This window comes from Daejeonella sp., assembly GCF_017495225.1.
Taxonomy (GTDB): Bacteria; Bacteroidota; Bacteroidia; order Sphingobacteriales; family Sphingobacteriaceae; genus Daejeonella.
Genome location: NZ_JAFEIG010000020.1, coordinates 374,224 through 396,806, shown reverse-complemented (window position 1 = coordinate 396,806; position 22,583 = coordinate 374,224). Strand labels below are relative to the sequence as shown.

At 34.5% G+C, this 22,583-nt stretch carries 22 protein-coding genes and 1 tRNA gene; 5 read left to right on the top strand and 18 right to left on the bottom strand.

What is annotated here, in order from left to right; all coding sequences use genetic code 11:
- The first annotated feature begins 245 nt into the window (after positions 1 to 245).
- The gene (locus tag QZ136_RS09060) at positions 246 to 2,885 is read left to right on the top strand and encodes a valine--tRNA ligase (protein WP_291402626.1); all 2,640 of its coding nucleotides are present in this window, start codon (positions 246 to 248) and stop codon (positions 2,883 to 2,885) included.
- A 56-nt stretch (positions 2,886 to 2,941) separates the two neighbouring features.
- On the opposite strand, the gene QZ136_RS09055 is transcribed toward QZ136_RS09060, so the two are convergent.
- Complete coding sequence (locus QZ136_RS09055; RefSeq protein ID WP_291402624.1) at positions 2,942 to 3,790, bottom strand: arsenite methyltransferase; 849 nt, start codon at positions 3,788 to 3,790, stop codon at positions 2,942 to 2,944.
- A 53-nt stretch (positions 3,791 to 3,843) separates the two neighbouring features.
- On the bottom strand, positions 3,844 to 4,173 hold the full coding sequence (locus QZ136_RS09050; protein WP_291402622.1) for a metalloregulator ArsR/SmtB family transcription factor: 330 nt from the start codon (positions 4,171 to 4,173) through the stop codon (positions 3,844 to 3,846).
- A gap of 174 nt (positions 4,174 to 4,347) precedes the next feature.
- Here QZ136_RS09050 and QZ136_RS09045 point away from each other — a divergent pair, with 174 nt between their 5' ends.
- Positions 4,348 to 5,601 carry a DUF2264 domain-containing protein gene (locus tag QZ136_RS09045; protein WP_291402620.1) on the top strand — a complete coding sequence of 418 codons (1,254 nt, stop codon included), beginning with the start codon at positions 4,348 to 4,350 and terminating at the stop codon, positions 5,599 to 5,601.
- A gap of 28 nt (positions 5,602 to 5,629) precedes the next feature.
- On the opposite strand, the gene QZ136_RS09040 is transcribed toward QZ136_RS09045, so the two are convergent.
- Together QZ136_RS09040 and QZ136_RS09035 are read right to left on the bottom strand one after the other, a co-directional pair.
- Entirely contained in the window at positions 5,630 to 6,367 is a 738-nt protein-coding gene (locus QZ136_RS09040; RefSeq protein WP_291402617.1) for an acyl-CoA desaturase, read from the bottom strand.
- A gap of 165 nt (positions 6,368 to 6,532) precedes the next feature.
- On the bottom strand, positions 6,533 to 6,997 hold the full coding sequence (locus QZ136_RS09035) for a type I restriction enzyme HsdR N-terminal domain-containing protein (RefSeq protein ID WP_291402934.1): 465 nt from the start codon (positions 6,995 to 6,997) through the stop codon (positions 6,533 to 6,535).
- Positions 6,998 to 7,107: 110 nt separating this feature from the next.
- On the opposite strand from QZ136_RS09035, the gene holA reads away from it, so the two are divergent.
- Positions 7,108 to 8,139: a DNA polymerase III subunit delta gene (holA, locus tag QZ136_RS09030; protein ID WP_291402615.1), complete on the top strand. Its 1,032-nt coding sequence runs from the start codon at positions 7,108 to 7,110 to the stop codon at positions 8,137 to 8,139.
- A 26-nt stretch (positions 8,140 to 8,165) separates the two neighbouring features.
- On the opposite strand, the gene QZ136_RS09025 is transcribed toward holA, so the two are convergent.
- The 7 genes from QZ136_RS09025 to QZ136_RS08995 all read right to left on the bottom strand — a co-directional run bounded on the left by QZ136_RS09025 (position 8,166) and on the right by QZ136_RS08995 (position 14,354).
- A complete protein-coding gene (locus QZ136_RS09025) occupies positions 8,166 to 9,083 on the bottom strand; it encodes a hypothetical protein (protein WP_291402613.1) in 918 nt (305 codons plus the stop codon).
- A gap of 60 nt (positions 9,084 to 9,143) precedes the next feature.
- Positions 9,144 to 10,073, bottom strand: coding sequence for an alpha/beta hydrolase (locus tag QZ136_RS09020; RefSeq protein ID WP_291402611.1), 930 nt, complete (start codon positions 10,071 to 10,073; stop codon positions 9,144 to 9,146).
- Positions 10,074 to 10,124: 51 nt separating this feature from the next.
- Positions 10,125 to 12,302 (bottom strand): acylase, encoded by a 2,178-nt coding sequence (locus QZ136_RS09015; protein ID WP_291402609.1) that lies wholly within the window; start codon positions 12,300 to 12,302, stop codon positions 10,125 to 10,127.
- Positions 12,303 to 12,377: 75 nt separating this feature from the next.
- A complete protein-coding gene (locus tag QZ136_RS09010) occupies positions 12,378 to 13,175 on the bottom strand; it encodes a M48 family metallopeptidase (RefSeq protein ID WP_291402607.1) in 798 nt (265 codons plus the stop codon).
- Positions 13,172 to 13,603, bottom strand: coding sequence for a DUF4870 domain-containing protein (locus QZ136_RS09005; RefSeq protein WP_291402605.1), 432 nt, complete (start codon positions 13,601 to 13,603; stop codon positions 13,172 to 13,174). Before QZ136_RS09005 ends, QZ136_RS09010 begins: the two co-directional genes overlap by 4 nt.
- Positions 13,600 to 14,016 (bottom strand): DUF2752 domain-containing protein, encoded by a 417-nt coding sequence (locus tag QZ136_RS13455; protein ID WP_363245110.1) that lies wholly within the window; start codon positions 14,014 to 14,016, stop codon positions 13,600 to 13,602. Before QZ136_RS13455 ends, QZ136_RS09005 begins: the two co-directional genes overlap by 4 nt.
- Positions 14,016 to 14,354, bottom strand: a complete 339-nt coding sequence (locus tag QZ136_RS08995) for a TM2 domain-containing protein (protein WP_291402601.1) — start codon at positions 14,352 to 14,354, stop codon at positions 14,016 to 14,018. The genes QZ136_RS13455 and QZ136_RS08995 overlap by 1 nt, the downstream gene beginning before the upstream one ends.
- Positions 14,355 to 14,941: 587 nt before the next feature.
- Between QZ136_RS08995 and QZ136_RS08990 the strand changes: the two genes are divergently transcribed.
- A complete protein-coding gene (locus tag QZ136_RS08990; RefSeq protein ID WP_291402599.1) occupies positions 14,942 to 15,346 on the top strand; it encodes an EVE domain-containing protein in 405 nt (134 codons plus the stop codon).
- A 17-nt stretch (positions 15,347 to 15,363) separates the two neighbouring features.
- On the opposite strand, the gene QZ136_RS08985 is transcribed toward QZ136_RS08990, so the two are convergent.
- From QZ136_RS08985 to QZ136_RS08970, 4 genes are all read right to left on the bottom strand, one after another.
- The gene (locus QZ136_RS08985; protein ID WP_291402597.1) at positions 15,364 to 15,888 is read right to left on the bottom strand and encodes an acyl-CoA thioesterase; all 525 of its coding nucleotides are present in this window, start codon (positions 15,886 to 15,888) and stop codon (positions 15,364 to 15,366) included.
- A 78-nt stretch (positions 15,889 to 15,966) separates the two neighbouring features.
- Positions 15,967 to 17,262, bottom strand: a complete 1,296-nt coding sequence (locus tag QZ136_RS08980) for a DUF5103 domain-containing protein (RefSeq protein WP_291402595.1) — start codon at positions 17,260 to 17,262, stop codon at positions 15,967 to 15,969.
- 45 nt (positions 17,263 to 17,307) lie between these two features.
- Positions 17,308 to 19,227, bottom strand: coding sequence for an ABC-F family ATP-binding cassette domain-containing protein (locus tag QZ136_RS08975; RefSeq protein WP_291402593.1), 1,920 nt, complete (start codon positions 19,225 to 19,227; stop codon positions 17,308 to 17,310).
- 205 nt (positions 19,228 to 19,432) lie between these two features.
- Positions 19,433 to 20,182: an isoprenylcysteine carboxylmethyltransferase family protein gene (locus tag QZ136_RS08970; RefSeq protein ID WP_291402591.1), complete on the bottom strand. Its 750-nt coding sequence runs from the start codon at positions 20,180 to 20,182 to the stop codon at positions 19,433 to 19,435.
- 157 nt (positions 20,183 to 20,339) lie between these two features.
- On the opposite strand from QZ136_RS08970, the gene QZ136_RS08965 reads away from it, so the two are divergent.
- Entirely contained in the window at positions 20,340 to 21,359 is a 1,020-nt protein-coding gene (locus QZ136_RS08965) for a quinone-dependent dihydroorotate dehydrogenase (protein WP_291402589.1), read from the top strand.
- 78 nt (positions 21,360 to 21,437) lie between these two features.
- Here the strand turns inward: QZ136_RS08965 and QZ136_RS08960 are convergent, their stop codons facing one another.
- From QZ136_RS08960 to QZ136_RS08950, 3 genes are all read right to left on the bottom strand, one after another.
- A complete protein-coding gene (locus QZ136_RS08960) occupies positions 21,438 to 21,620 on the bottom strand; it encodes a spore protein (RefSeq protein ID WP_291402588.1) in 183 nt (60 codons plus the stop codon).
- Positions 21,621 to 21,646: 26 nt separating this feature from the next.
- Positions 21,647 to 21,717: transfer RNA gene (locus tag QZ136_RS08955), tRNA-Cys, on the bottom strand.
- A 51-nt stretch (positions 21,718 to 21,768) separates the two neighbouring features.
- Complete coding sequence (locus tag QZ136_RS08950) at positions 21,769 to 22,542, bottom strand: RNA methyltransferase (protein ID WP_363245106.1); 774 nt, start codon at positions 22,540 to 22,542, stop codon at positions 21,769 to 21,771.
- Between the last annotated feature and the right edge of the window lie 41 nt (positions 22,543 to 22,583).

The window sequence follows — 22,583 nt, the reverse complement described above, 5'->3', positions numbered from 1 at the left end:
CTTTTTAATAAACTATAAAATATTGATTTTCAGTATCTTGACTTTTTCGTTTTTCACTTTTCTTCATTTAATAGCGAATGTAAAATTTATCCACATAATAAATTTTTGTATTTTTTTCGGACATTATTAATTTATGAAAGACCGTCAAAATACCATATCAATCATTTTTCAGAAAATACAGCAATTCTATTCAAAAAATACCTCCCAAAAATGTATTTTTACAATTTTAAATTCCGCTTTGGCAAATGAGTATTCCTAAAACATATAATCCAAGAGAAACAGAGGATAAATGGTATTCCTATTGGTTGGATAAAAAATTCTTCCGTTCAGTACCTGATGAGAGAGAGCCTTACACCATCGTGATTCCGCCACCAAACGTTACAGGCGTGCTTCACATGGGCCACATGCTCAATAATACCATTCAGGATGTTTTGATTCGTAGAGCTCGTATGCAAGGAAAAAATGCATGCTGGGTGCCTGGAACCGACCATGCTTCTATTGCTACTGAAGCGAAGGTGGTTGCGATGCTTAAGGAAAAAGGTATTGAGAAGAAGGATGTAAGTAGGGATGAATTTCTAAACTATGCATACGAATGGAAAGATAAATATGGCGGTATCATTCTCAAGCAATTGGAGAAATTAGGTGCCTCATGTGATTGGGATAGAACGCGTTTTACCATGGAAGAAGACCTTTCAGAAGCGGTAATTGATACCTTTATTCATTTATATAAAAAAGGTTGGATTTACCGCGGTATTCGTATGGTAAATTGGGATCCTAAAGGTAAAACTGCTGTTTCGGATGAAGAAGTAATTCGTAAAGAGGTTAATCAGAAGCTTTTTTATATAAAATATGAAGTTAAAGATGAATCTAGTACATCTAAAAGCTATTTAACAATTGCTACCACTCGTCCTGAGACGATTATGGCTGATTCTGCCATTTGTATCAATCCTAAAGATCCACGCTTTACTCATTTGAAGGGTAAATCTGTTTTTATTCCATTGATAAACAGAGAGATACCTGTAATTGAGGATGAGTATGTGGATATGGAATTTGGTACAGGATGCCTAAAAGTTACTCCCGCACACGATTTAAATGATTATGAATTGGGTGTAAAGCATAAGCTGCAAGTCATTGATATTTTAAATGATGATGGAACTTTAAACGAGAATGCAAAAATTTTGGTCGGCGAAGATCGATTTATTGCTCGTAAAATGATCCATAAAATGCTAGATGAGGCAGGGTGCTTAGAGAAGGTTGAAGATTATAAATCGCAAATCGGCTTTTCTGAACGTACTGATGCAGCTATCGAGCCTAAGCTTTCTATGCAATGGTTCTGTAAGATGTCTGAAATGTCGGAGCCTGCATTAGATTATGTTCTGAATGGTGAAGTGAAGCTAATTCCTGAAAAATTCATCAATACCTATAAGCATTGGATGGAAAATGTGAAGGATTGGTGTATAAGTAGGCAATTGTGGTGGGGACAAAGAATTCCGGCCTGGTACAATTTGAAAGGAGAGTGGGTTGTTGCAAAAACTAAGGAGGAAGCAATAATTGAATTTAAAAATCAATTTCCAGATTCTGATCCATCAAACATCCGTCAAGATGATGATGTGGTAGATACTTGGTTTTCGTCATGGTTGTGGCCAATTTCTGTTTTCGACGGATTTAAAGACCCTGATAATAAGGATATTAATTATTACTATCCCACAAATGATTTGGTTACCGCACCTGAAATTCTTTTCTTTTGGGTAGCCAGAATGATCATGGCAGGCCATGAGTTTAGAGGAAAAGCTCCCTTTAAAAACGTGTATCTTACTGGTATTGTGCGTGATAAGCAGGGGAGAAAGATGTCGAAATCATTGGGGAATTCACCTGATCCGATTGATCTGATTGAGAGATATGGTGCCGATGGTGTACGTGTTGGTATGCTTTTATGCTCGCCTGCCGGAAATGATTTAATGTTTGATGAAAGCTATTGCGAACAAGGTCGGAATTTTGCAAACAAGGTGTGGAATGCTTTCCGTTTAGTAAAAGGTTGGGAAGTGGATGAAAGCCTTCCAAATACCAATCAACAAGCAATTAATTGGTTTGATTCTGCATTTAATCAGGCTTTTACAGAGATTGAAGATAATTATAAGCAATACCGACTCTCGGATGCTTTAATGGGCATTTACAAACTTGTTTGGGATGATTTCTGTGCTTGGTACTTGGAAATGATAAAGCCTGCCTATCAACAGCCAATTGATCCTGAGACCTATCGCATAACCATAGCATACTTTGAACGTATATTAAAATTATTGCATCCATTTATGCCTTTCTTAACAGAGGAATTATGGCATGATGATTTATTTATTGAACGTTCTGAGCTAGATTGCTGTATTGTTGCCCCTTATCCACTTGCTGGAAATGTTGATTCTACACTTCTCAATGATGTAGATACCATCAAACAGGTAGTCTCAGAAATTAGAAATGTTAGAAATGCTAAGCAAATTTCTCCTAAAGAAGCTCTTCCACTAAGTATACGTGTGAATTCGGCAATTAAATATGAAAACTATTTGCCTATACTTTTTAAATTGGCGAATATTAGCACGTCAGAATTTGTTTCAGAACCAGTTATTGGGGCTAATACTTTCATGGCTGGAAAAGATGAGTTCTTCATCTCACTTGCCAATAATATTGATGTAGAAGCTGAAAAAGAGCGTTTAGAGAAGGAAATCGATTATCTACAAGGATTTTTACGTTCTGTGGATGCAAAACTTTCAAATGAACGTTTTGTTCAAAATGCAAAAGAGGAAGTGGTTGAAAATGAACGTCGTAAAAAAGAAGATGCGCTTTCAAAACTCAAAATCCTTGAAGCTGCATTAAGTTCATTATCAGCTAATTAATAAAAAATGCTGATCGGTTTAACCGATCAGCGTTTTCTAATTTATAAGCATTTACCCTAGCAACATCCTCCTCCTGGAGTGCAAACTGGAGCGTTCTCAATAGGTTTTTGTGCATATACACTAATACTATAAATGCCAGTATTCCCTGATTTAAAAGCTGCAATTTCTTCAACATTTAGATAGTTTATCAAAATGTCATCCGGAATAATAATGGCTTTTTCTTTCTGGATAGTCATATTTTTAAAGCCATTCAATTCAATTAATTCTAGATAGGTTTCTTTTTGAATTGCTCCAGAAACACATCCTGCATACATTTCTGCCGCATTTCTTATTTTATCAGGTAAACTTCCAAGCAATACAACATCCGAAATACTAAAATGACCACCAGGCTTTAAAACCCTGAAAATCTCTTTAAAAACATTGTTCTTATTTGGAACTAAGTTTAATACACAATTGCTAACTACCACATCAGCTGTATTTGATGTAACAGGTATATTTTCGATATCTCCTTGCCTAAATTCAACATTATTGAAACCAAGCTTCTCCGCATTTTCTCTTGCCTTGTTAATCATGGCCTCGGTAAAGTCAATACCAATTACTTTCCCACTTTCTCCTGCTTCTGCACGTGCTACAAAACAATCGTTTCCTGCTCCAGATCCAAGGTCAATTACCACATCACCCTTTTTTATAACAGCAAACTGAGTCGGTAGTCCACAACCTAAACCAAGGTCAGCATCTGGGTTATAACCCTCTACATTGCTATAATCATCTGTCATGATATTATAAACCTCTGTACTACAGCCTCCTGCACCACAACATGAACTTTCATTGGTAGTTTTGTCTTGTAAAGCAATCTCACTATACTTTTGCCTTACCAATTCTTTTATTTCTGCCTCGGTTTTCATATAATTCTATTTTTATTAATTGTAATATTGCGATGTTTTAATTCAAAAAATTTTTAACAGCAGTTTTTAGTTGCTTGAAAATTTGCAAAGAAATTACTAGTCTCTTTTTCTAACATTTTCCAGGTTTCGGGATTTATACAATAACATACACTAACCCCCTCAATAGTCCCCTGAATTAATCCCGCATTTTTCAATTCCTTCAAATGCTGCGATATGGTTGCTTGCGCTAAACCTAATTCATCAACCAATTCTCCACAAATGCAAGTCTCACTCTTCATCAATTGCTGCAAAATGGCAATTCTTGCCGGATGAGCCATCGCCTTCAATAGTTGAGCTAATTGATTTTGCTCCTCAGAAAAGATTTCAGATTTGGTTAGTCCCATATTTAATTGCAATATTACGATTAATATATGACATTTCCAAGAAAAATCGATTTTAATAGTGCTAGAATCAAAAAAATGCTTGATTTTTAATTAATAAGATGTCTAAACCAATTCTATTTTTAATTTTGTTAAGGCACCCTTAATTAATATGTTTTTTCTCCTACAAATGATAATATGAAATCACTAGTTTTTAAAATTGCTCTTATCTTTCTTTTTGTGAACTTTCATTGGGCTCATGTATTTGCTCAAAAGAAAGTCGCATCCCAGAAAATAGTAGTCCAAACTGATCGTCAATTTTGGCTTCAAGAAATGGATAAAATGGTGCGACCTGTACTTTATAATTTGGCGAAAGATAGTTTGAGAATTAATATGCCTCAAACAGTATCCATTCGTGTGGATAATAAGGAAAGTAGGATAAAGGTGCAATATGTAGAGGTCTTAGGCCGAGTGTTAAGTGGAATTGCACCATGGTTGCAATTAGAGGGTGGCTCTAAGGAGGAGATTTCACTTAGAAAGCAATATAGAGAATGGACCATTCAGGGAATCAAAAACTCTTTAGATTCTAATGCGAAAGATTTCATGAATTATGATATCGCGGGTCAGCAATTAGTTGATGCTTCTTTTATCTCATTGGCTTTTATTCGTGCGCCTTGGCTCTGGGAAAACTTGGATAAAAAGAACCAACAATTATTGGTTAAATCCATAGCAACAACCCGAAAATTTAAACCTGGTTTTTCTAATTGGTTACTTTTTTCAGCTATGAATGAGGCATTTATGGCTAAATATGGTTTTGAATGGGATGTAATGCGTGTTGATTATTCATTGCAACAATTAGAACAATGGTATGTTGGCGATGGCATGTATAAAGATGGGAGTTCTTTTGCCTTTGATTATTATAATTCTTATGTGATTCATCCATATTTAGGGACTTTGATGGATGTTATAGGGCAAAAAACAAATGCCTACAACCAGATGTTTGGAAAAATTAAAGCTAGAAATGAGCGCTATGCTATCATTCAGGAAAGATTAATTCATACGGATGGTAGTTTTCCAGCCACTGGCCGTTCAATTATTTACCGTGGCGCTGCATTTCATCATTTGGCTGATATGGCTTGGAAAAATCGCTTACCCAAACAAATTAGTCCGGAGCAGGTTCGCTCTGCCTTAACAGCAGTCATTAAAAAGACACTAGAAAGTCCTACAAGCTATAAAAATGGCTGGTTAACCTTGGGATTATATGGTGATCAACCTAATTTGGCTGATTCTTACAATAATCAAGGTAGCCCGTATTTGAGTACTGCTATCTTTTTACCTTTGGGATTAGCAGAGACTAATCCATTTTGGGCAAATCCACCAGCTAAATGGACTTCTCAAAAAGTCTGGTCGGGCGAGAATTTCGAAAATGATCACAGTGAGAGTATAAAGTAGAATAATTAATTATACTCAATAATGTAATTTAGACCGCTTTTCTAAGCCTAATTATTCCGAGCTTATGCATTACCTTCATAATTGGGTAAACAGGATCTATTTCAAACCATTTCTTACCAAAATTTGCACTATTGGGATATTTATGGTGATTGTTTTGAAATAATTCGCCAAGCATTAGGAAATCAAATGGGGTGGTGTTTTTCGATTTATCATTATTATCGAAATTTGAATAGCCATATTTATGTCCACACCAGTTTACAATGGCACCATGTAGCGGACCCATCAAATAATGGATAGGTAGTAATAAGTACATCCATTCAGAGCCAGCGGGTACAAATTCAATATAAAACCAAGTGTAAGCAGCTCCAAAAAGTAATCTAGAGGCTATTGAAGAACCTATTCTATCTATAATTGGCCATTCAGGGTAATTGCCTTTGAAACGTGCTTCAGGATCTTTAGTTCTGTTTAAATGATCTCTAAAGGTGATGATGGTTGATTTCATCATTTGAAATACATCCGTAAAAAAATGTGGAGAATGCGGATCTTTCTCGGTATCGCTATAAGCGTGATGCTCGCGATGCATTAATGCATAAGCTCTAGGGTTCAAAAAAGAAGCACCTTCAAAAATATAGGCCATCAAATAAACTATACGTTCCCAAGTTTTACTCATGGTAAACATTCTGTGAGATGCATAACGATGCTGGAAAAAAGTCTGGAAAAATAAGGAAAGGAACCAATGAGCAACAAAAAAGATTAAAATGGCCATATAAATTTTAAAAAAAATAAAACATACTAATAAACACCCTTTGGATGTATTTTGATAAGGTTAAATTGTTTGTAGATGTTAAAAAAGCAAAAGCTTATTATAAAGGTAGTTTTTTAAACGACAAATAAAAATTTATCTGTTTTTTATAAATTAATGAAAATCAATTTATTGCGAAGCTGTAGAATATTCGGGTAATTCCTTTACGAAGCGGTAAGATTGTTGTTCAAAATCAATTTCACAGCAATAATGCTGAAGTCCATTGCTCACAAATAGCCATTTTACTTGATGAATAAAGTTATATCGTGCAATTTGATCGAATGTTTCCTGACTGATTTTTACGGATGGGGCTTTACATTCAATCAGGACTATCTTTTTACCGAAATTATTGAAAATTAAAATATCAGAACGTTTCTGTAAATTATTTAATTTGAGTCCGCCTTCCAATTGAATCAATGTGCGTGGATATTTCTTTTCCTCAATTAAAAAGTGAACTAAATGCTGCCTGACCCATTCTTCGGGCGTTAAAAACAAGAATTTTTTCCGGATTACATCAAAAATATAGGTGCCATTTTCCTCTTCTTTTATTCGAATGGGATAGGGTGGAAGATTTAATGGAATAGGCTCAAACATTCCTGTAAATTTCATATTTTAATATCAAAAGCCAAATATTCCGGCTTTTATTTTTATTCTGATTTTGAATGTGTAAAGCATTACATTATTTTGTAATTTCGACATTCACAATGGATTTCAAGGACCTAATAAAAAACATTAAAAATCGACAGTTTAAACCGATTTACCTACTTCATGGGGAGGAATCATATTATATTGATAAAATCAGTGATTTTATTGAGGAAAATGTGCTTTCTGATGCTGAAAAGGGTTTTAATCAGAGTGTTTTCTATGGAAAAGATTCAGATATTATGAGTATCCTTAATGCTGCCAAGCGTTATCCAATGATGAGCGAATACCAAGTTATTTTGGTTAAAGAAGCTCAAGAATTGAAGTGGGGAAAAGATGGCGAAGATGATAAGAAAGCTCCAGACCCACTTTTAGCGTATTTTGAAAATCCACTTCCAAGTACCATTTTGGTGTTTTGTTTTCGTCATGCTAAGTTTGATAAACGAAAAAAGACCTATAAAGCCATCGAAAAGACTGGTGTAGTTTTCGAATCTGCTAGCTTAAATGATAATAAGATTTCGGCCTGGATTGAAAGTTTTGTCCGCGACAAAGGCTATAAAATTCAAGCACAAGCATCAGCTCTCATGGCCGAGTATTTAGGGAATGACCTCTCTAAAGTATCCAATGAGCTCGAAAAATTGATGCTTAACGTGAAGGCGGGACAAGAAATCAATACAACTGATATCCAAAATAATATTGGTATCAGTAAAGACTATAATGTTTTTGAACTTCAACATGCTATATCCCGTAAGGATGCCTATAAAGCCAATCAAATCATTAATTATTTTGCCGAAAACCCTAAGAATAACCCCATTTTCTTAGTTTTAGGAAATTTGAATTCTTATTTTTCTAAAATTTTGAGGTTTCATTATGCTACCGACCGATCTCCTCAAGGTCTTGCTAAAGAATTAGGTGTTGGTCCATATTTTGTCAAGGATTATGAACAAGCAGCAAGAGCATACAACAAAGAAAAGGTCTTCAGAATAATTAGCTATCTCCGCGAATGTGATCTAAAAGTAAAAGGAGTGGATGCTAGTGGAAATACTGAACAAGGCGATTTAATGAAAGAACTTCTATTCAAAATTATTCATTAAGAAATAAATTTAATCTTAAATTTATTTTATTTCTTTCCAATTACATGAAGATTAATTAAGCTTGTATGTGGAAATCCTAAAGTATTTCCAGGCTTAACATTGAGGGTGTTTTTAAGGTAAATATCAATAATGCCTTTGGCCACTTTTGTTTTAGTTTCAAGAAATTCGGGTTCAACTGCGACTAAAAAATCTTTAAAATGCATTTTGCCTTTATGATCAACAAGGACTGAAAAGGAGTATTGAAAGTCTTTATATGCCTTATCGATATTTATTCGATATTCGGGGTATAAATACTCTTCAGAGCGGTTTACATGGCCTAAATAGGGGTCGAGACTTGCTTTGATTTTTTCTACTCGGGTAATTTTGCTACGGCTGCTTAAAACTACCGGGTTTCTAGCTGCAAAAGCGCTATCTAAACTGCTATTTGCCTGTATAGCTCTATATTTTATGAATAGGCTATCGTCTCTGGTTGGGGCTTTTAAGCGTTTAGCATCGGTTTTTAATCCATTTTTAATGTATTCGTCCGAATATAGCTTCATGAAAATGCTCGACTTTTCCTCCTTTACAACTCTTGCTTCCAATTCCATTACTTGTAAAAGAATACTGTCTTTGCTTACATGTAAAACTCTAAACCACTCGCGTGCAAATTGAAATAATGCCTTATGGCTATGGAAAATGCGGTAGGTCATGTATTGTTGTTTCTCGGGACTAAATATCTTGACCGAATCATCGGCATTGAAGTAAATATTCCATTCAGGTTCGAGCTGGAAACCCTGCTCATTGAATGAGAGTCCGTTTTGAAATGACCGCCTAACCTCTGTATATTTTATTCCTTTAATGGCGGTGAATGATGGAATAGGATCTTCATTAATTTTCCTTACATAATTGCAGGAAGAAGCCATTAAAAGCGTGATAAATAAAAATAATAAGGCTGGAGATTTCATCGAGGCTGAAATTAGGAAAAATCTATGGAAAGCCTATTATTGCTTTTGTTTTTTGAATTTTTAAAGAGAATTATGGTAAAAATCATTCGATTGCAACCAGTATTTTAGTCCGACCATGAATTTATCCCTAGTCGTTTTATTATTCATCCCAAAACCATGTCCCCCTTTAGGATAAATTAGCAATTGGCTATATACTTTTCTTTTTAATAAAGACTCATAATATACAATACTATTGGCTACAGGTACAGCTGCATCATCTGAGGCATGCACAAGAAATGCGGGAGGGGTTTCGTGACTTACCTGAAGCTCATTAGAGAATTTTTGTCGGATTTCTAAGCTAGTTTCTTTGCCTATTAAATTCTGTCTGCTTCCAGAATGTGTTAATCCGTCCATAAAACTAATTACTGGATAAATGAGTATTGAGAAATCTGGTCGGAGGGATGTATTTTTTTCATTATCAATTAATTGCTCCTTAAATCGGGTAGATGCACTTGCTGCTAAATGCCCGCCAGCAGAGAATCCCATTATTCCAATTTTAGTTGGATCAATTCCGAATTGCTCAGCATTTTCTCTAACTAATTGGATGGCTCTTTGAGCATCTTGCAGTGGACCAATACTTTTATCTAGCATCGTTGAATCATCCGGCAAACGGTACTTTAAAACGAATGCAGTGATACCCATACGATTAAATTCACGTGCTACATCGGAACCCTCGTGAGAAGCTGCTAAAATTCCATATCCACCTCCGGGACAAATAATCACTGCAGCTGTTTTATTATTCTGTTTTTCAGAGGCATACATACTTAATGTAGGAATAGAAACCTTGCTGATGCGCTCTATACCAGCTGCATCAACGTTTGATTTCTCACGATTTGTAGTCGACTTACTATTTGGAATTTCTCCTTCATACAAAGGGAAAATGGTTTGTGCCTTCATGTTTATGGAGCAAATGATGAAAATTATAGTGAGAATGGATTTTAATATTTTCATTATAATTATATCTTTAAATTATAAATAATTAATTTTAAATTAATAAATACACTATTCTCCTGGATGATATTTTGACTTAGCTCTTTTCAATACATCTTCGCGATAATAAGCTACGGTTTTAAACTGACGATCAGCATAAGGCTGCATTTGATCATCAAAATGTATTGATTTAGGATCCCCACTTTGTCCGCCAGCTAAAATAGACTTAGCTTTAACTTTATCACCAAACTCAACAACGGCAACAAAGCTATTTCCAGCTGTTCCATATTGGCGTTTTGTGTTTTTCCCAAATCTAGTCCCAAAAGATGCCAATGCTCCCCATTCTCCGGACGCCATTCCGATAGCAATGCTTGGTGCGGAATCATTAAATTCTTGATTTATATCGCCATTAATACGTTGATAGCGATTAAACTCTCCCCAAGCTGTTTCAATAGATCCAAAATCGGTTTTTAGTTTTTCTAGACTAGTCTGAAATAAATCTAAACGTTCTTTAGCGGATGCTTTTGTACCGATGTATTCAATACGTTCCATGAAGTTTAAACCATTAGGAATCTTACCAGAACGATTATAAGTATTAAGGTAAAACTGAATCATGGTCATTGCTGTGGATGTCTCAGACGTGCGAAAATCCCAGTTTTTTAATGTGTTTATAGCCTGCTTTATATCTGTATTCTCCCTTGGTTCAGCTTGGTATGCTTTTAATAAAGCTTTGGTCAATTCTTCTGCACCGGGCAGGTATGGATCGTATGCTAATTCAATAAGTTTATCAAGGTTTAATTTCTTTGCTTTACTCAAAAGAGAAATGGCATGAATTCCTCTGTAATTTTCAGGTGAGTAGGACATGTAATTGGGGTAATTTTCTTGCTTGGGACTGTTTTTTCCGGCGCTAGTAAATGGTGTGGAATTGCAGTTTTGTATCCAGCCAGTCGCAGGATTTAACAAGAATATTTGATCTTTTAGTGGATGTAAACCCTTCCAATCTGTATCTGGATTAGAGCCATCCACTGGTTTTTTATAATCAAATTTTACATCTCTTTTTGGGATAAAATTACCGTGATAATAGGCAATATTGCCATCTGCATCGGCATAAACGGTATTATTTGATGAATTTGTGCGGATGTCCATCATCTTTTGAAATTCTTGATGATTGGAATTTTTGGTTCTTAGATAAGATTGCTCCAAGGCTTTCACAGGACTCCACATCATTGCCGTTGATACCCATTTATTATTTGAAGAATGAGTAATTGGTCCGTGATGACTTCGATAGGTCATAAAGGATTTTTTCTTTAAACCTTGCCCAGTTTTATAAGAAATCTGAACCAAATTAGAATCAATATTACGTAATTCACTGCCATAGCGATATTGAGTTCTTTCTTTATTTTTTACAATACTTTCTTCAAATTCATCAATAATATCTACATCAGATGAAGTATGCATCCAGCCTGTTTTTTCGTTAAATCCTTGGTAGACAAAAAACTGACCCCAGGTTACGGCCCCGTAAGCATTTAATCCCTCTTCACTCACAACATGTACTTCACCTCTAAAAAAGAAGGAGGTATGCGGGTTAATTAATAACATGGCCTTTCCTGATTCTGTTAATTTGCCAGATATAGCAAAACCATTTGAACCTCTCGGCTCATTATCTTTAATTAACAAAGAGCCAGTCAGGTGGGCTTTATCCCCATTCTTTTGATCATAAAAATCACCTAGCTTTTTAAGAGAAATTTTCTCAATATCCCCACCAATAGAGCCCTCACTAAAATACATAGGCATCCAGGGCTCAAATCGGGTAATTAATTGAGGTTTTACCTCGGGATGTGTGGCTAGATAGTAATTTATTCCATCTGCAAAGGCTTGGCAGAGGCTTTTAAGCCAAATGGGACTCTTTTCATAATTTGCGATGGCTTCCTCTTGGGTCATGAATAATTTGGCACGTAAATCACTGTAAATAGCATTTTCGCCTTCAATTTCTGCGAGTCGGCCGATGGCCCAAATATAATTTCGTTCTACGCGATTAAAATCATCTTCACATTGGGCATAGAGCAATCCGAAAACAGCATCTGCATCTGTTTTTCCATAAATATGAGGAACACCAAAATCATCTCTGATAATTTCTGTTTGTGCTGCATGTTGCTTCCAACGGGCCTTTTCATCGCTAAAATCTGTGTTAGCGGTATCTGAAAAACTTACACTAATTAGGAAAATTAAAAAAAGTACTATACGGATCATATTTCTTTTTTGAATCCTAAATATAGTGTTTTTGACAGTTTAAGGTAGGGGAATCTTATTCAAAATTAAATAAGATTATTCTTTTATAGATTCTTTCAGCTTAATCCAGCTAGCTTTGCTAATGATGTTTTCGTATTCAGTTTCTTTACCTTTATTATACTCAATTATGTATTCTGCCCTATTTTTTGAATTCGGATGAGTACTTATCCAAGTCAGATATTCTGCGCTAGCTCCCTCATTTTTAGATAGTTTGAAAAGAAAATTTGCGAAAGGCTCAGGATTTATTTTTGATTCATTAAGGTAGTCTACCGCCTTTAAATCGGCTTCTTTCTCTAAATCTCTGTCGAATGCCGAAGAAGAAAGAGTTTTGGCAGCTTCTTTAATTATCTCCGGACTACCACTTCCGGTGGTCATAGAAATTAAAACAGATAAACCGATTTCCTTAATCAGTTTTTGCATAACATGATTTAATTGAATATGAGCAATCTCATGACTAATTACTCCACTTAATTCAGCTTGATTATCAGCATTTAAAATTAAACCGCTCTGAATAACTAAATGTCCATTAGGTAAGGCAAATGCATTAATCTCATCATTCTCAAGGACATGAATTTGTAAACTCTTAGGTTCAATATTATTTGATGCACATATTTTATTTACTAGGCTATCAATACTTTTAATAACGAATGGATTTTTATTTTCTTTGCCAGATTTTTTAAAAACTTCCCAAAAAATATCGCCTAGTTTTTCTTCGGTTTTGTTCGTGACTTTTTCAACTTTAAAAATTGTTAGCCAGTCTATTTTTGTTAAAGCAAACCAGCTGGCAAAAAATAAGAAAACACTTATAAGTCCCTGAATAATAGTTTTTTTCATGATCTGCAAACTAAATGTGTAAGATTGCTATAAAACCACCACTCTACATGAATTCCTTTTCTGGTTTGTATGGCCGTGTAAATTGTCGCTATAAATTCTGCCAAATTGAAAACAAAGGCTGCAATTAAATAGGCAATAAAATTATTTGTTACCTTTTCTTCAGTAAATAGGATGGAGACAGTCCACCAAAACCCATAACTATTAATAAATAGCATGGATACTTGCGATAATAAGGCCTGCGTACAATGCCAACGAACAAAATAGCTTGAATTACGGTTCCCTAAATAAAAAATAAGAGTTGCAATAAGATTAATGATCGGTAATGGTAATCCAGCAATTATTGCTACTAATGACATTAAATAGCTGTTGGAAGCCTTTTCTGCCTCATGTTCTTCGGGAGTATAAGCAAATGTGTTAAGCTCTATCATAATCCTTTTACTATGTTCCAAGCCCAATTTATTAGAATGAATATCAAAAGTGGGATTGAAATGATTGGTCTTTTTAAAATACTTTCAGCTTTTTGATAAATGTTTAGAAATGTTTCTTTTTTCAATATAAAATCAAAAAAAATCCAAAATGGAATAAAAAACATGATGAAAGCTAAAATATACCCTAATGGGTTGATAAAAAAAGCTTCATTAAAATTACCTTGTGTAATTGCAAGGACAGAACGCGTTGAACCGCAAGAGGGGCAGGGTATAGTTGTTATATTTTTAATTAAACAAACTTCGATTTCTGTATTTATCTTAGAAAGCTTGCTTAAGCTCCAATAAAGCCAAATATACCCTGTTAAACAAGCTGTAATTATAAAAATATAAAGCTTATTCCTGCTTAAAGTCATTAATACAAATAGTTTTGTATTTTTTGCATGTTTTTATCTCTAGTGGCACCTTGTATCATAAACCAGTCTACGATTGTCCAGATACCCAAACCACCACAAGTAAGTAATTTGCCAATTCCAAGACCTGTATCACCAATAATAAATCGGTCAACTCCCAGATAACCTGCAAAAATTGAAACAATTAAGCTAGTTGAAGGATCTTTTAGTTGTACGGTAGAAATCATAGCCCATTTTGAATCATCTAATGTTAACAATCTCTCTCTGATTGCATTAAGTTGATGACTCTCGAAATATTTCGCATTTGCCATGATAAACATATCTACTTTTTGTGATTCCATTGATTTTTTATTGTTTTTAATTACTACTCGTTTGGCTTTTCGTTTCGGCCCTGTTTTTATTATGGTTTCTAGACTCCACTATTGTTCAATATTACAATTTCTGTATGGAAATTAAAAATATTAATCGAAAATTAATATTGCTGGTTTTATACTTTCCTTATCTATAATCTTACTGTTTTTATGCAATTTAGGCATGAAAAAAGCTCATAAAATCGATGTAGCGAGCTTTTTTTAAATTAAGACAGATTATTAATTCGTCTAATTTTTAATGATTCAAAGTCTTCTTTGCCAATCAAGCCAAGATCTAATTTGTTTTTAGCTTTCTGTAATTCTGTTAGAGCTTCATCGCTAGTCATGCCTGTTGATTTAACTTCACTAGTGTTAAGAGCATTTTCTTTGTTGATGATATAATTAGATAAGGCAATAAAAACCCATTTTCTGAAATAACGATAAATCTGGTTATTTTGATCATACTAAAGCGTTTTTTTTAATTCTATCGCCTAATGGTTTCAATTTCTTAGTTTTGCATAAATCTTTTAAAATCTAATAAACAGATGCATTAGGAGATTTCTATAAAAATTAGAAATATGAATTATTGGTTAGTAAAATCAGAGCCCTTTAAATACAGCTGGGAGCAATTCAATAAGGATGGTCGTACTTTTTGGGATGGCGTTCGTAATTATCAAGCTAGAAATAACTTAAGAGAGATGAAGGAGGGTGATTTAGTTCTATTTTATCATAGTAATGAAGGGAAATCTGTTGTTGGTATTGCTAAGGTGGTTCGTGAATCATACCAAGATCCAACTACAGAAGATCAAAACTGGGTAGTTGTTGATTTGATCCCGGTTGAAACGCTCAAAAATCCGGTTACTTTAGAGCAAATTAAGGCGGATTTACGTCTTCAAAATATAGGGCTGGTAAAGCAAGGCCGACTTTCAGTTATGGGAATGAAAGTAGAAGAATTTGACCGTATTGTAGAATTAGGGAGCTAAATTTCAGCTCCTTGATTTTAATTATTATTAAAGAATAATGCTTTTAGTTCGGTAGCATCGTCTGCTTTCATTTTTCCGGCAAGAATAAGGCGTAATTGTCGGCGACGAAGCGCACCTTCAAATAATTTATTTTCTAGTTCAGTTTCAGGCATTATTTCAGGCACTGCGACTGTTTTGCCGTCTGCATCTATGGCTACAAAGGTGTAAAAGGCTTCGTTTGATTTTATTCTGGACCCAGAAGGGATATTTTCTGCCCATACATCTAATCTTACTTCCATAGAAGTACTAAATGCTCGGGTTACCACAGCTTCAATGGTAATAACATCACCGAGTTTGATGGCATGCTTAAAAGATACATTATCCACCGAAGCAGTCACAACAATATTATTGCAGTGTTTTTGAGCCGAAATAGCTGCAGCAATATCCATCCAATGTAATAATCGTCCACCCATTAAATTATTTAATGTATTGGTATCATTAGGAAGAACCAATTCATTCATGATGGTAAATGATTCTTTCGGATTCTTTGTTATTGTGCTCATGCTGCAAATATAAGGCTTTATTATAATTGCTTTTTTCGCAATTATGTCAAATTAGGGGAAATTCAGACGCTTTTTGAGCTATCGTCTTGCAGTATTAATTTGTGTATAGCCAATTAATTCTTCCCACCTAGAACCTGGCTTACGATGATAAAAGAATATTTGGTAATAATTCTCGGTTTCAAAATGTGATCCATCAAAATAAACATCATCTCTTGTTTTGCCATCTTCATCAAGCCAAACATAATGATAGTCGATTAAGCCTTGTTTTAATAAAATAGACCCAGTAAAACGATTTCTAGAATCATCGTAATCCAATTTATTAATCAGGCGATAATCATTGAACTGGCCAACTACAAATAGATTTCCATTTGTAAAAGGTTTTTTTTCGGATAAACTAAAGTGCACTGTTGCATAATCAGCATCTGTTCTTTGGTCGCGCCCATCTAAATTACGGACGTAAAATGCACCATTTTCATCATTAATAAATGTGTATCCTAAACGGTTTTCTGATATATCGTTCAATAAAAAAACATGATTTACAGTATCCTGAATAATTTTACCGATTCGCTCTGTTCTAAATCTTAAACTTCGGATATCAAAGCGTCTAAATTCATTTCCACCTTTAAAATCTAGTGTTTTTAAGTCGTTGTAAACCAGTTGATTTGCTCTAATAAAATTCGGTCGGATTAATGTTTGTGAATTATCATGCCTCCCATTTTGTAATACTCTAATTTTTGTTTCTATGTAGGGATTATTGATAATTTTCTGTCCATGTTCAACCACTACATTTAATTTTTGCATTTCATTTCTTAATGCAACATTATTAGAACGATTGATTTCTGCTAGAATTGATACTTGAGGGTCGACCACAAAAAAGCGCTTAGTAATCAAAATTTTTCTTTGGTCATTATCCTCATAAACCTTTAAAAGATAATTGCCTGAAATTTTGGGTTTTACAGTCAGATTTGGCAAGCTTAACTCATAATGCGTGTATTTCTGAAAAGTATTGAAAGATATGCGGTAATCATTGATACGATCTTCCGTAAAACCAATCAAATAATCAAAAGGGGAGAGTCGGCTGCTATTCCACTCAGCATCACAATGCTCAATCGAATAGGTCATGTTTCTGCTGCCAGTACGCAAATCATCGAATGCTAAAATTAGATTTTCGCTACTGCCCAATACATAAACAGGAATGGATTGTTCCTTACTACGATGATAGAATTCAACTGTTTTTATCTCAGGGATATATACATAATTCTCATATCGAATAGTATTGAAAGGAGTTTCAACCGGTCGGATACGCACCTTTTTCTGTCCCATTAGCAATGAAAAAGACAGTAAAAGTGGAATTAGAATGATTAATTTTTTCATAAAATCATTTATTTCTCCAACCTAAAGGCTAAAAGGAGGGGAGAATTAATTCCCCTCAAGTTCCATAATTTCTTCGGCCATGCGCTCCCATTCTGCTTGTGCTTTGAGTAAACGCGGACTTAGCTGCTGGTAGCGCCTATTGGCTTCTGCAAGTTTATCAGGATTAGTAAAAACTTCCTCTTTGCTTAGTTCAGCTTCAGCATCTTTTACAGCATTTTCAAGCTCTGCAATGTCGGATTCAAGCTTTTGCAATTCTTGATTAAGCTTTTTTATTTCCTTGCTCTTGTCTTCAGTTTGAACTTTTGGTTTTTCTATTTTCTTTTCCTCTTTTTTAGGATTTTCCTCTATTTTTTTAGGAGTATAAACCCTTTTAGAGTTCCACTCTTCGTACTCGGCATAAGTCCCAGGATATTCCTTAATCTCTTGATCTTCAATAAACCAAATTTTATTAGCCACATTATCGAGCATGTATCTATCGTGAGAAACAACGATAAATGTGCCTTCATATTGTTGTAAAGCAGATATTAAGATATTTACTGATGCAATATCAAGGTGATTTGTAGGCTCATCCAGGATAAGGAAATTGGCATCTGCAGTTAATGCCTTTGCTAAGGCTACCCTTGATTTTTCTCCTCCAGAAAGGACTTTAATCTTTTTGAAGACATCATCACCTGTGAATAGGAAACAACCTAAAATAGAACGTAATTCAGTTTCGGTATGTTTTGGGGCAAAAGCTTGTAATTCCTGAATTAATGTGTTTTCAAGATGAAGGGCTTCCAATTGATGTTGCGCAAAAAATGTTTGCGTTACATTATGCCCTGTTTCACACATTCCGGTAAAATTATTTTTATCGGCACCAGCAATTATCTTTAGAACCGTTGATTTACCTCTACCGTTAGCACCAATAAGTGCAATTTTATCGCCCTTTTCTATGGTTCCGGTTGCATTTTTAACAATGGGAACACCAGGGTATGATTTGGTAAGATCTTCAATCCGAATAACGTGCCTTCCAGACTGCTTACTAAATTTGAAACTAAAGTTCACCGATGGATTATCGTCATCTACATCATCTACACGTTCCATTTTTTCGAGAGCTTTAATTCGTGATTGAGCCATCTTAGCCTTACTTGCTTTAGCTCTAAATCGTTCAATTAAACGCTCTTCTTGCTTTATTTTAGCCTGCTGATTTTTAAACTGACCACTTTGAATTTCCTCTCTGAGCCCTTTTTCCTCAATGTAGAAACTATAATTTCCTGCATAAGGAATTAGTTTGCCCTTTCTCGACTCCACAATCTTTTTTACCACTCTATCAAGGAAGTATCTATCGTGAGAAACGATGACAATAGCACCTTCAAAAGCTTGTAAATAAGATTCAAGCCATTTTATGGAAGGTAAATCGAGGTGGTTAGTTGGCTCATCTAGTAAAAGAATATCCGGACTTTGAAGCAGAATTCTAGCGAGCATTACACGCATGCGCCAACCTCCAGAAAATTCTGAAAGCGTGCGTTGGGTATCAACATCACTAAAGCCTAAACCAGCCATGATTTCATGAGCACGGTATTCAATATTATAGCCGTCTAATGCTTCAAACTCGTTTTGTTTATCACTTAATTTATTGAGTAAATCATCCGAATAATCGGTCTCTAATTTCTTGAGTAAAGATTCAATTTCTGTATGAAGTTGGTTTTGACGTTCAAAAGCCTCCATAGCAACATGTAGAATACTCTTGTCGCTTTGGTAGGATAGAAGGTCCTGATTAAGGTAACCAATCTTTATATCTTTTGCCATGGAGATTGTTCCGCTCGTAGCGCTATAATCTCCAACAATTATCTTTAATAATGTTGTTTTTCCGGTTCCATTTGCACCAATCAGGCCAATTTTTTCTCCTGGTTTAATGTGCCAATTAGCGTCGTCGTATAATGCCCTTGCACCAATCTCGAAGGTTAGGTTATTTATTGCAATCATTTGCCGCAAAAGTACGGATTTTATAGATTATTTTTAGGGAAATGAATGTCATAGCAGGATTTATTTTGATCTGCTCAATTTGTGTGTTTGTACAAATAAAAAATGCCTTTTCACTTATTTTGCTCCGTTTGTGACGTTTAGAACACTAAGCAAACATCTAAAAAGATAATTAGTTTAATATCAAGAAGATAATTAACATGAAATATTATTGTGGATCTTGAAGTAGCTTCGTATTGTATTTGATGAATTTTAATATAAAATAAATAATAATCGACGCCACTCCTGCAATGTAAAGTGGAATGTTATAATGACGCTCAACCTTTAAAAGTTCAGCTCCTAAATCAAAAAGACAAAATATAATAAGAAGAGCTGCAAAGCCATTCTTTTCTTGTCGTAAGACTTTTTTCCAATTGAAATTATAGCCTGTTTTCTTAAATGAACTGTAATTTGGAACAATGATAGGAGTTTTTCTTGCCCAATTTATAAAGGTATCACCAAATTTGTTCTTTAAAAATTGTTCTTCCGTAAAAATAATACGCTCGTAGTACAAGAAATAAAATAAGATAAATGAAATTATAAACCAGAAATTACTAGTAAGCATTGCAATGCCTAACCACATGAAAAAATTACCCACATAAAGTGGATTTCTCATAATTGAGTAGATTCCTGTGGTGTTTAGCTCATCTGCAACTTGTTCTTCAGTATTTCTGCCTGAGGTATTCGGGCGACTATAACCTACGGTGTAAATGCGTATAAAAAAGCCTAGAAATGAGACTAATAAACAAACTAATTCATAAATGCTTTGCTCTGATTCACTTTTTAAAATCCTATTTTCTGGATCTGTTTCATTTTTATAAAATAAAACTATAGCTATTACAAAGATAACAAGTGGTAAAATACCTCGGTATTTAAACAGCCAAGCCCCCTGACGTTCCATTTGCTCACTTAAAGCCATTTTTTCACGGTTAGATATATTTAATATACAAAAAACATTCCAATTAATTGTTGAATTTTAACTAGTTATGCATGAAATCGATTTTTAACAAAAAAATCATTTCTTTATTTTCATCTCTCAAAAATGAATTTATCATTCAAACCTGTAACTTTACATCATGTACGAGCTAATAAAACCCCTGTTATTTAAATTTGACCCAGAAAGTATACATCATGTTGTTACAGGTGGTTTACGGAGAGTAAATCGAATTTGGGGTGTTAAGTCATTGCTTAAAAATCTTTATCAATTTGAAGATAAACGACTTGAGCGTGAAGTGATGGGATTAAAGTTTAAAAACCCTGTTGGTTTAGCAGCAGGCTTTGATAAAAATGCCACCTTAATTGAAGATTTTGCCGAATTGGGATTTGGTTTTATTGAAATTGGTACTGTTACTCCCTTGCCTCAGCCTGGAAATGAAAAACCTAGGATGTTCCGTTTACCTCAAGATGAGGGCTTAATTAATCGAATGGGCTTTAACAATCAAGGAGTTGATGTGGTTGCTGCTCGTTTAAAACAAGTAGATCGGAAGGGTTTAATTATTGGTGGAAATATTGGCAAAAATAAAATTACACCCAATGAGGATGCTGTGAGCGATTATATCAAGTGCTTCGACCGCCTGTTTGATGTAGTCGATTATTTTGTGGTAAATGTGAGTTCACCCAATACACCAGGTTTACGCGAATTACAAGAAAAGGAGCCTCTTAAACATATTTTAAACACCTTACAGCAAAGAAATTTAAGAGATGGGGTATCCAAGCCTATTTTACTTAAAATTGCTCCTGACCTTACTAATTCTCAATTAGATGATATCATAGAAATTGTTACTGAAACAAAAATTGCGGGCGTAATTGCTACAAACACAACGCTTTCAAGAGAAAATTTAAATTCAAGTCCTAATTTAAAAAATCAAAGTGGTGGATTAAGTGGAAAACCTTTAACTGAACGCTCTACGGAAGTTATTCGTTACCTTTCAGAAAAATCAAATAAATCTTTTGTGATTATTGGAGTAGGAGGGATACATTCGGCAGAAGATGCGCTTGAAAAAATTAAGGCAGGAGCTTCACTAGTCCAGATTTATACAGGATTTATCTATGAGGGACCAGCTTTGATTAAGCGAATATTAAAAGGCCTTCTTTAAAATTATTGTCAGGCCAAATTTTTTAAACAAAAAAATCCCGACCAAAATGATCGGGATTGAATTCTTAATGTTTTAAGATTATTTCTTTGCTGCTGCTTCAATTGCAGCTAAAACTGCATTGTTTTTACTAACCTGACTTTTTGCAGATTGTGCAGAGCGACTTCCGATTTCAATGTTTCGGCCTAATTTTAAAAATTGAACCTCTAAACGTGAAGTGGTCTTATTTTTTCTGTCTTTTCTTTTTAAACGTGTAACACCCATGGTTTTAAATTTAATTTTTTTTAATGAGGTCAGGAGCGGATTCGAACCGCTGTAGAAGGTTTTGCAGACCTCTGCCTAGCCACTCGGCCACCCGACCTTTTGTAAAGGAATGCAAAAGTAGCAAATAATTATTGCTAGCCAATATTTTTTAATAATTTCTTCTAATTTCTGAACAGATTATTGAAGTTGAAATGGCAACATTTAGAGATTCTGCACTTCCAAAGCGCGGAATTGTGACCGGAAAGTCGATTTCAGGCATTAAATTAGCACTTATTCCCTTTCCTTCATTTCCTAATAAAAGTATTCCTTCTTCCCCGAAATTTGTTTTATAAATTGATTCTCCTTCCAATAATGCCCCATAAACGGGTGTTGCTTTACTACTTAATAGCTTTTTTAAGTCGGTATAAACTAATTGAATTCTAGCTAATGAGCCCATACTTGCCTGTACAACCTTTGGGTTGAATGCTTCAACCGTATCTTCTGAGCAAAATATATGTTCAATACCAAACCAATCGGCAGTTCGTATAATGGTTCCTAAATTGCCAGGATCTTGAATGCCATCAAGTGCTAATGCAAAATGCCCTTTTATTGTTTGAATATTAATTTCTTCCGGTTCAGGTAATTTTATGGTTGCTAGTAATTGTTGTGGTGAATTTAAAGTGCTTATCTTTGACAATTCGTCGGGACTTATCTCATGTAACTTTATATTTTGTGATAATTTACCCAACTTTGGCATTACATCTGTAAGATGATAGATAGAATCAATTTCGTATTTTGAGTTAATAAACTCTTGAATTGATTTATAACCTTCAACAATGAAAAGACGATGTTCTTTTCGGAACTTTTTTTGATGTAAAGATTTAATAAAACTTATTTGAGATTTTGAAATCATATCCTCTCTGCCGTCTATACTTAATTGCAAGTATAAGCTTTTTGTTATTAATATTTTCTAGCTGCAACGCT